Source organism: Streptomyces sp. NPDC057271, assembly GCF_042668715.1.
GTDB lineage: Bacteria > Actinomycetota > Actinomycetes > Streptomycetales > Streptomycetaceae > Streptomyces.
The window spans coordinates 1-8,108 of sequence record NZ_JBHUYJ010000181.1 but is presented as its reverse complement, the minus strand read 5'-3'; the positions used below and the strand labels follow the sequence as shown (position 1 = coordinate 8,108).

The window sequence follows — 8,108 nt, the reverse complement described above, 5'->3', positions numbered from 1 at the left end:
CCCAGCCCTCGAGCGCGGCCCGCTCCTCATCGGTCAGCACCAACTCGGCCTTCGGCCGCCCCATCGCCATACCGAAAGCCTACATCTAAACAGAACTCCAGACTCAGAACACTAGTGGGCGGCGTCCGGGATCCAGGAGCCGTGGATGCCGGCCGTCACGCGGCGCGGGAGGTGGACCGTGGCGATCCGGTCGAGGCCCGAGGCGTCCAGGACCAGGAGTTGGGACGCGTCCTGCTTGAGGTCGGAGACGACCGTCAGCAGGTAGCCGTCGTCCTCGCGGGTGCCGCCTTCCGCCGGTACGAAGACCGCCTCGCCGGGCAGGCGCGCGTCGCCGGCCTCGTGGATCCGGCGGGCGCCGGTGAGGCGGTCGTACTTGACGATGCCGTAGCCGCCGAGGCCCCGCCGGTCGGGGAAGGAGACCGCGTACTGGTAGCGGTGCTCCGCGCCGAGGTGGTCCTCGTTCAGGGTGGGGAACTCGACGGCCAGGTCGTCGACGACGCGCTCGTCGACGCTGCCTGCCACGAGGTCGATGATCCAACGACGGGTGTACGAGCGGGTGTTGGGTTCGCTGCCGCGCCCCGGGGCGCCGACCCACCAGTTCCAGGAGAGCTGGAAGCCCTCCCGGTCGACGGCGGGCCCCTCCAGGACGACACGGCCCTCGGCGTCCTCGTAGGCGTTGGCGGCGTGGAGCATGCTCCCGGGCTCGATGGGGAACCAGCGGATCCTGCCGGCACCGTCCGCACCCCGGGGCATGACGCCGATACGGGCGGGCTGATCGTCCTTCCAGGCGTACGGGATCCCGGAGTGCTCGGTCGGGTCGAAGGTGACGGAGCCCTCGACGAAGACGACGTGGTGGCGGGTGAGGGCGAAGTCGTGCTTGAGGGCCGGGCTCGCACCGGGGATCTCTGCGGTGTGGGTGACCTCGCCCTTCGCGTCGGCGACGTAGTACATGAGGAAGGGAGGGAAGGGCGAGGATCCGAAGAAGTGCAGCTCGCCGGTGACCGGGTCGGACTTGGGGTGTGCGGTCATCGCGCCGCGCAGCTTGCCGCCGAAGTCGAAGGCGCCGACGGTGTCCAGGTCACGGGTGAGTTCGAAGGGGAGGTTCGCCTCGCACAGGGCCAGCAGGCGTCCCCCGTGTTCGATGACGTGCGTGCCGGCGGTGCTGGCGGTCAGGTCGGGGCCGTGCTCGGTCATGTAGGGCGCGCCGTCAAGGGCCGGAGTGCGGACCCACCGGTTGCGGTACCACTCGGCGCGGCCCTCGTTCAGCCGGATGCCGTGGACCATGCCACTGCCCTTGAACCAGTGGGTGGGGGTGACGCCGGGCTTGGGGTTGTGGCTGTTACGGATCAGCCGGCCGGTCAGCTCCGGCGGCAGGGTGCCCTCGACAGTCAGCTCGGTGGCGGTGATCTCGTCCACGGCCGGGGTGTAGTGGCCGACCAGGTAGGGCTTCCCGGTGGTCGTGTTCGTGGTCATGGCAGGAGCCTCGATTCCGTGACGGGGAGGATGCGGGTGGTGCGGGCGAGTGGGTCGGGGTGGCGGGAGCTCAGTCGCTCCCCTCGGTACGGCGGGAGCTCAGTCGCTCCGCTCGGCGCGCGCCTTGAGGCCGGCGAGCCAGCCGGTCAGCGACGCGTTCAGGGCTCGACCGAGTTCCTCGGCGGCGGCGTCGACGGGGGCGCCGCTCCAGGACTCCTCGGTGTGCACGGTGGTGACCTGGTCTCCAATCCGCTCGAAGGTCCAGACGTGGATGCCCTCGATGCCGTGGGCGGGGCCACCCCAGACCACGCGCTCACCGGGGACGACCTCGCGGATGGTGGAGGTGATGTCCATCCCGTGGGTCTGCCAGGTGAAGGAGTTGCCGGGCAGCAGCGGGCCGTCGAGTTCCGCCCGGTCGATGTCCGTGTTCCAGTCGGACCAGGCGTCGATGTCGGCGTGCAGGGACCAGACGCGCTCCAGCGGGGCGTCGATGACGGTGGCCAGGCGGACGATGACGGGGGCGGTCTCGTCGATGGTGAACATGACGTCGGTTCCTCTCGGTTGATACGTGGTCGGGTCGGTGCGTCAGCGGTGGGCCGCGGGCGTCGGTCGTGATCCCGCCTCGCCACGGGAGGCGGCGGGCCGGCGGCGGGCGAGCAGCAGAGCAAGGGCGGCGGCGGTCGCGAGCACGGCGGCGGAGACCGCGAAGGCGGTGCGGTAGCCGGCGGTGAGCGCCTCCAGGTACGGCTGGTGGGCGGCCTCCGCCCGGCCGGTCGTCGCGCCGGCCAGGGTGGCCAGTACGGCAAGTCCGACCGCTCCCCCGACCTGGCGGGTGGTGTTGACCAGGCCGCCGGCCAGCCCGGCGTCCTGCTGCGGGACGCCCTCGACGGACAGGGCGGTCAGCTGGACGAAGGCGACGCTCAGGCCCAGGCCGATCAGGATGCCGGGGCCGAGGACGTCGGCGAGATAGCCGCCGTGGACGCTGATGCGGGCCAGCCACAGCAGTCCGGCCGCTTCCGCCAGCAGCGCGCCGGCGACCGTCGCGGTGGAGCCGGCACGGCGGGAGATCCGGGGCGCCAGCGCGGAGCCGAGCATGATGGCGAAGGCCAGCGGGAGTTGGCCGACTCCGGTGACCAGTGGGCTCAGTCCGAGAACCTGCTGCTGGTGGAGGGGAAGGAAGAAGAAGAGCGCGATCCACACCGAACCCAGCAGCGCCATCAGCACGTTGCCGACGGCGACCCGTCCCGTGCGGAACAGCCGCGGAGGCAGCAGCGGGTACGGGTGCCGGCGCTCGACCAGGACGAACGCGGCGAGCAGGAGGGCGGCGAGACCGAACGCGCCGAGGACCGTGGGGTCCGTCCAGCCCGAGCCGCGGGCCGACGTCAGGCCCCACACCAGGGCGGTGAGTGCCAGGGTGACGGTGACGGTGCCCGGCAGATCGAACCGTCCGGTCTCCGTGACCGGGGTGCGCGGCACGCTCGCGGCGGCGGCGGCCAGGACGACGAGCGCGCCGAGGGCCACCGAGTGGAAGATCCACGGCCAGCCCCACGCCTGCGTCAGGACACCTCCGAGGAGGACGCCTGCCGCACCTCCGGCGCCGGACACCGCTCCCCACACTCCCAGCGCCCGCCCCCGGCCAGGGCCCGGCGGGAACAGCCCCATCACCAGAGCCAGCGACGCGGGGGCGATCGCCGACGCGCCCATCCCCTGCACGGCTCGCGCCGCGATCAGTACGGTCGGCGAGGTGGCCAGGCCCGCCGCGACCGAGGAGAGCGCGAACACCGCGAGGCCGGCGAGCAGGACCCGGCGGCGGCCCAGCAGGTCGGCCGCCCGGCCGCCCGCCAGCAGCAGGGCCCCGAAGGCGAGACCGTAGGCGTTGACGACCCAGGGGGTGCCGCTGTCGGAGAGTCCGACGCCGGCGCGGATCCCGGGCAGGGCCACGTTCACGATCGAGGTGGCCAGCATGACCGTGAACTGCGCCCCGGCCAGGGCAGCCAGAGCGGCTCCGGGACTGCGGCTGATGGCGTCGGACTGCACGACTCCCCCTGTGTGGTTGACCACTCACAATAACGGTCTGAAGAAAAGCGGGGCACGGCGCCCCGCCGGTCCACCCGGTCGCGCTGCCGCGACGGGCTTCAGTAGTGCGTGATGCCCGCCGCCAGCGTCCGGGTCCAGGGCGCGTCGACCTCGTCGGCCCCCATGGAGACGATCAGGTGGCAGAGCATGCCGGTCGCGAAGAACTCCTGGACCTGCCGCTCGGTACCCCCGGAGGCGCCGCGGACGTACTCCACCAGCCGGGCGTAGCCCTGACGGACCGTCTCGCGGACCGCCGGCTCGGACACCGCCGCCGCCTGGGCGTGGAGCTGGATCAGCATCAGGTCGTTGTTGCTGATGAGCTGGGCGTAGGCGTCACCCATCGCCGCGAGGACCACCTCCGCCGAGCTGCCCCGCGCGTCGGCCGCGGCCTGCTCCAGACTCGACCGCACCCGCACGAAGCAGTGCTCGACCACCGCGGTGAACAGCAGTTCCTTGTTCGGGAAGAGGCGGTAGACGTACGCCTGCGAGATGCCGGCCGCCTTGGCCACCTCGGTGGTGGTGGTGCCCCAGTAGCCCCGGGCGGCGAAGGCGCCGATGGCGGTGCGCAGCACCATCTCGCGACGCTCTTCGGCGGTGGACAACTGGCGGGGACGCTCGCTCTTCATGTGAGTACTCAACCACTCACACTTAGGTGTGTCAACCGGTTCACACCACGGACCGTGGAACGCGCCGCGCCCTCGTGGTCCCCTACGCCCCGCCCGTCCGCCTCGCCGCGGTCAGCGTGGCGTAGACGACGGTGTTGGCCTGGTAGCCGGTGCCCTTGGACCAGGCGCCGCCGCAGGTGATCAACCGCAGCTCCGGGCGGCCGGTGTCGCCGTACACCTTGTCGTCGGGGAACCGGCCCTTCTCGTGCTCCTCCACCGCGTCGACCGTGAAGACGGCCGTGCGGCCGTCCCCGCGGTCGACCTCGATCTCGGCACCCCGCTTCAGGGCGCCGAGCCGGTGGAAGACGGCGGGGCCCGCGGGAGTGTCCACGTGTCCCGCCACGACGGCGGTCCCGAGCGCGCCGGGCGTGGTCCCGTCGGCGTACCAGCCGGCGAAGGCGGGGGCCGTCGCGGGTGGCGGCTGCAACACCCCCTTCGCGTCCAGCTCCAGGTGCATCAGGAAGGCGTCGACCTCGACGGCCGGGATCCGGATCCGCACAGGGGCCGAGGCGGGGAGCGGTTCGGCGGCTCGCCGGCCGAGGGCCCCTCCCCCGGCGGTCCCGGCGACCCGCGCGGCGGGCTGCCCGGTCCGCGCCGTCGGGCGCGGGGGTTCGTCGTCGCGCGTCGCGTCGGCGAGCAGCAGAGCTCCGGCGAGCGCGGCCCAGGCGAGCCACCTGAACGACGGGGCGGTGCGCGGCGGCGGGGCGGGGGGCGTCCTCCCGGAGTCTCTTCTCATGGTCGTGGTGCCTTCGTTCGGCGCCTGAACGCCTCCGTCCCCGGGCCTCCTTGCGAGGCCGAGGGACGGAGGCACGGTACGGACGTACGGTCGGCCGGGGTGGCACGGTCGGGTCCCGGCATACGGTCAGGCCGACGTCCTGGCGGCCGTGGCGCGTCGGCGGAGGACGATGGCTCCGCCCGCGACCGCACCGCCGAGCAGCAGCCAGCCGAGGCCGGACTCCGTCTCCTGGTCGGCGGCGCCTCCGAAGCCGGCGTCGACGGGACCGTTCGGACGGCCGGCGATCTGGTACGTGGCGGTCAGCTTCACCCGCGGCGGGCACTTGAGGGTCACGGTGTCCGTGCCGGAGGCGGCGCCTTCCGGCACCTTGAACTCGCCCACGAGGACGCCCTTGCGGTCCCCCGGGAAGAGGTGGAACTGCCCGGCGAGCTCCGACTCGCCCTTGCCGTAGGTCTCCTCGCCACAGGCCGAGGTGCTGACGGTGACCGTGGTGCCGGGGGACACCTTTCCCGGGGTGATGCGGACGTTCGTCGCCGCTTCACCGGCGGCGGACTCCCCCTCGGCGGCTGAGGCCAGAGGGGCGGACAGGGCGAGGGCGCCGATGATCAGGGCGACAACGGGGCCGGTACGTGCGAGACGCATGCTTTCTCCTTCGACGGAGCAGTTCTCGGCCGGCGTGTCTGCGCGGCACCTGTGCTGTGCTCCGTGCACGAGGCAAACGCCCGCCCCCGGTCACCGCAACGCGAGCGCCCCGCGCGGGTGTCGCCCGGTCGGCGGCCTGATCGTCATCTGTCGCCGCGTCACCCCAGGTCACGGTGGCGGACCCGGCGGGGCGAGATCGACCTCGCGCGGGTGGCGAACGGGCTAGAGCGTCTCGCGAAGGTCCCGCCGACGTTCGGGGGAAGGGCAGCCCGGCCGGGGGATCAGCGGTGGCGGGCCGGAACACCCCCTCATAGCTTCGGCACATGACCAAACGACAGATCGCCTACCTGGCATGCACCGTGGCGCTCGTGGCCTCGGGGGTGGGCGCCGCCGCCCCGACGGCCGAGAAACGAACCGTGCACCGGGTCAAGCCCGGCGAATCGATCCAGAAAGCCGTGGACGCCGCGAAGCCGGGGGACACGGTCGTCCTCTCTCCCGGCACCTACCGTGAGAGCGTCCGCATCACCACGTCGAACGTGACCCTGCGGGGCTCGATCGTCTTCCCCTCCGTCCTCGTGCCCGACAAGGCCGCCACCGACTCGTGCGCCGAGGCCGGCCACGGCATCTGCGTGACCGGCACGGACGGCAGCCCCGTCGCGGGCGTCACCGTGCGCTCCCTGACCGTCCGGGGCTTCGCCAGGAACGGCCTGTGGGCGTCGCGGACCGACCGCCTGAAGGTCCGGAACGTGAAGGCGGAGAAGAACGGCAACTGGGGCATCGCCCAGGAGCGTTCCGTACGCAGTGTGCTGAGCCACAACGTCGCCCGGGACAACGGCGACGCCGGCCTCTTCGTGTCCAACACCACCGACACGGAGGCGGGAGCCGTCGACGCCCAGGGGACGGTGATCTCCCACAACCGGGTGTCCGGAAACCGGATCGGCGTCACGGTGCGGCGCCTGCGGAACCTGACCGTCGAGCGGAACGAGGCGACCGGGAACTGCGCCGCGGTGTTCGTGGTGGGCGACGAGTCCACTCCGCGTGCCGGGGCCATGACCCTGCGCCGGAACTACATCCACGACAACAACAAGTACTGCCCCAAGACCCCCCGGCTGCCCTTCCTGCAGGGCTCGGGCATCGTCCTCACCGGTGCCGAGGAGACGCTGGTGGCGGAGAACCGGATCGAGGACAACGTGGGCACCTCGCCGCTCTCGGGCGGCATCGTGCTGTTCAAGAGCTTCGTGGGCGCCCTGAACGAGCGCAACGAGATCCGCGACAACGTCGTACTCCGCAACGGCGCGGCCGACCTGGCCAACCGGGACACCGGCAAGGGCAACACCTTCAGCCGCAACACCTGTGGAGTCTCGGAACCCGCGGGCATGTGCTGAACGGTCGGCTTCGCTCCCCCACCCACGGCACCACAGCACAGAGAAGGCGACAGATGACGACTGTTGAACCGGTTCCCCCGCCGCCCATGCGGCTGAGGGAACTCGTATTCGGGGCGGCGTGCGCCGCCGCCGTACGCGCGGCCGCCCGTCTCGGTGTGGCGGACGCCCTGGACGACACGCCCATGACCGTGGAGGACCTGGCGGCGGCGGTGAAGACCCAGCCGCGGACACTGCGCAGGCTGCTGCGCGCGCTGTCCTGCCACGGCGTCTTCACGGAACACCCCGACGGCACCTTCGCGCACACGGAGATGTCCCGGCTGCTGCGCGAGGATGATCCGCACAGCCTGCGGTACATCGCGCTGTGGTGCACCGAGCCGTGGACGTGGGACGTCTGGCCCAAGCTCGACGAGGCGGTGCGCTCCGGCCGCAACGTCTTCGAGGACGTGTACGAGAGGGAGTTCTTCACCTATCTCAACGAAGAGGCCCCCGAGTCCGCGCACGTGTTCAACCGGGCCATGACGACGTCGAGCCGGCAGTCCGCGCAGGACGTGGCCGACCTGCTCGACCTGGAAGGGGTGGCATCGGTCGCGGACATCGGCGGCGGTCAGGGGCACGTCCTGGCGAGTCTGCTGGAGAGGCACCCGACCCTGCACGGCACGCTGCTCGATCTGCCGGGGGTGGTGGAGAACGCCGATCCCCGTCTGCGGGACGCGAAGGCACTGGGCTCCCGGGTCCGTGTCGTCGCCGGGGACTGCCGTGAGGACATCCCCGTCCAGGCGGACGTGTACGTCATCAAGAACATCCTGGAGTGGGACGACGACAGCACCCGCAGGGTGCTGGCCAACGTCCGTGCGGCGGCGCGGCCCGGCGCGCGCGTCATCGTGATCGAGAACCTCGTGGACGACACTCCGTCGATGAGGTTCACCACGGCCATGGACCTGCTGCTGCTCCTCAACGTCGGGGGTGCGAAGCACACCCGGCAGAGCATGGTCGACCGGCTGACGGACGCGGGTCTCGTCATCGGCGAGATCCGCCCGGTCAACGCGTATCTCCACGCCTTCGAGTGCACCGTCCCCGCCTGAGGGGACGACCGGGAAACCCGAGGCCGCCCGCTCCGCGTCGTTCGCGGAG

The 8,108-nt window shown here is 72.0% G+C and carries 8 protein-coding genes; 2 read left to right on the top strand and 6 right to left on the bottom strand.

The features are described from left to right. Window positions 1-111: 111 nt before the first annotated feature. The 6 genes from ACFUJR_RS38065 to ACFUJR_RS38040 all read right to left on the bottom strand — a co-directional run bounded on the left by ACFUJR_RS38065 (window position 112) and on the right by ACFUJR_RS38040 (window position 5,592). Window positions 112-1,473, bottom strand: coding sequence for a carotenoid oxygenase family protein (locus ACFUJR_RS38065; RefSeq protein WP_383179933.1), 1,362 nt, complete (start codon window positions 1,471-1,473; stop codon window positions 112-114). 99 nt (window positions 1,474-1,572) lie between these two features. Continuing rightward, a complete protein-coding gene (locus ACFUJR_RS38060; RefSeq protein WP_383179930.1) occupies window positions 1,573-2,016 on the bottom strand; it encodes an SRPBCC family protein in 444 nt (147 codons plus the stop codon). A 42-nt stretch (window positions 2,017-2,058) separates the two neighbouring features. Next, on the bottom strand, window positions 2,059-3,510 hold the full coding sequence (locus ACFUJR_RS38055) for an MFS transporter (protein ID WP_383179927.1): 1,452 nt from the start codon (window positions 3,508-3,510) through the stop codon (window positions 2,059-2,061). A gap of 98 nt (window positions 3,511-3,608) precedes the next feature. Beyond that, window positions 3,609-4,175, bottom strand: coding sequence for a TetR/AcrR family transcriptional regulator (locus tag ACFUJR_RS38050; protein WP_383179924.1), 567 nt, complete (start codon window positions 4,173-4,175; stop codon window positions 3,609-3,611). Window positions 4,176-4,257: 82 nt separating this feature from the next. Continuing rightward, the gene (locus tag ACFUJR_RS38045) at window positions 4,258-4,950 is read right to left on the bottom strand and encodes a class F sortase (RefSeq protein ID WP_383179921.1); all 693 of its coding nucleotides are present in this window, start codon (window positions 4,948-4,950) and stop codon (window positions 4,258-4,260) included. Window positions 4,951-5,076: 126 nt separating this feature from the next. Beyond that, on the bottom strand, window positions 5,077-5,592 hold the full coding sequence (locus ACFUJR_RS38040) for a sortase (RefSeq protein ID WP_383179918.1): 516 nt from the start codon (window positions 5,590-5,592) through the stop codon (window positions 5,077-5,079). A 323-nt stretch (window positions 5,593-5,915) separates the two neighbouring features. On the opposite strand from ACFUJR_RS38040, the gene ACFUJR_RS38035 reads away from it, so the two are divergent. Together ACFUJR_RS38035 and ACFUJR_RS38030 are read left to right on the top strand one after the other, a co-directional pair. Further along, window positions 5,916-6,977 (top strand): nitrous oxide reductase family maturation protein NosD, encoded by a 1,062-nt coding sequence (locus ACFUJR_RS38035; RefSeq protein ID WP_383179915.1) that lies wholly within the window; start codon window positions 5,916-5,918, stop codon window positions 6,975-6,977. Window positions 6,978-7,030: 53 nt separating this feature from the next. Then, window positions 7,031-8,059, top strand: a complete 1,029-nt coding sequence (locus tag ACFUJR_RS38030; RefSeq protein WP_383179912.1) for a methyltransferase — start codon at window positions 7,031-7,033, stop codon at window positions 8,057-8,059. Window positions 8,060-8,108 lie beyond the last annotated feature (49 nt).